At 53.6% G+C, this 1,569-nt stretch carries 2 protein-coding genes; both read left to right on the plus strand.

What is annotated here, in order from left to right:
• Positions 1 to 263: 263 nt before the first annotated feature.
• Positions 264 to 920, plus strand: a complete 657-nt coding sequence (locus AC3WLF_RS31285) for an SEL1-like repeat protein (protein ID WP_152548539.1) — start codon at positions 264 to 266, stop codon at positions 918 to 920.
• 53 nt (positions 921 to 973) lie between these two features.
• The coding region (locus AC3WLF_RS31290; RefSeq protein WP_492359307.1) for a Tle-like phospholipase domain-containing protein at positions 974 to 1,569 on the plus strand (596 nt) is incomplete at its 3' end.

The raw sequence follows: 1,569 nt of genomic DNA on the forward strand, positions 1-1,569 counted from the left end.
TGGCAAAAACAAGAACGAAGCAGGAGTTTTGCAGTATGAGCAACATCATTTTTCGTGCAAGCCTCACTACGAGGTTTGCCTCATCGGTCGTCACCGTCAAGACCGAAGCCGCTGACTCTTTGGTGCCCACCTTCGAGACGGGGGTGTGAATGCTTCTCACGAGTTCGCGCCGACGCAGGCAAACGCCCCTTCCATTTTGGAAGTCATATATCGGCGCTTGGCGTCGCCTTTCCATCTTCCGATCGGTATGCCAAGTATGTGCGGTGAGCGGGTTATTGCTAGCGGGGTGTGGGGCAATTGTAAGTGGAACCACTTCAACGGCGAACAGCCTTGATCAAGCAGCTACGCGCGAACGCATTACGAAGCTGCGCGCGGAACAAATTGAACAGATCCGCTCCCTGCAAGCTCAAGGTGATCCGATGGGAGATTATCTATTCGCGCTTGCCAATGCGGAAGGGTGGATCGGGGAACACCGCATCAGTGACCCAGTGGCGATCAGAGACCTCTACCAGAAGGCTGCCGATAACGGCTCGAGCGACGCGATGATTGCGTTGGGGCTGATGCTATTTGATGGTCGCGGTGCTCCGCAATACACGAAGGGGGTCTACTTGCCACGCGAACAACAAGACATGAAGAGGGGTCTTGAGTGGCTTGAACGAGGGATGAAATCCCGCTGCTCATACGCGCAGCCACTCTACAACGCAATGGCCTCGGTCAACAAACAATGCCTTGTTTTCAGATCACCCGCCCGCTGGGTATGGCCAGCTTTTCGTGATGGCCGAACGCGCCGTAATTTGGATGGTTCATTCACCTATGTTCTAAAGCCCGATGCCGAACGTGAGCGTTATTGGCGCGAAAAGAATGCGGCGTGTGAGGCGTCAGCCGAAGTGCGCACAACCGCGAAAGATTGTTCATATTGAGTCCGTTTGCTATGGTGAGCAGCAGAGTTTCCCTTCCCGATCAGCATGCCGGCATGGCGCTGGCCAATAACTCGTACCTAGACCCCATTGTTGATGTACCAAAGGGGTGGGAGAAGATGGACTTGTCCATCTCATACCCGAATGGCGGAGAAGGCGTTGCTCAATTTGGAGTTGATTGGAATTCGCAAACCAACGCGTCTGGAACTATCGAGAATCGATTCGAGGTGTTCATTAACGCGACGGACAATCAGATAGTTTTTTCATTCAAGGGATCGGACGCCCTGTCGAATTGGACGTCCGACCTCCTCAACAACGGATCCAGCGAGTTCTTCAAGATCCAAGCGCAGGCGCAGACAGCCCTTGAGGCGCTACGCGCCGACCCAATATATGAGGGGTACTCATTCTCGACTACCGGCCATAGTTTAGGCGGTGGGATGGCACAGACGTTTGCGCTAAAGAACAACCTGGATACGCAGGTCTACAACAGTCTTCCAATCCCCTCGGTGACGATCAATAGCGACTATTTTGGCGAGGGAGGCTATGAGGCAGCCTTGGCACGATATGTTGCTGCAGGACACAACGTACAAGATATTCGTACGCCGAACGATATTGCAACCTTCTACTACAGTCGGGATTCCGCCGGTGTCTA

The sequence above is a fragment of the Cupriavidus sp. FW306-01-F10A genome, assembly GCF_058782785.1.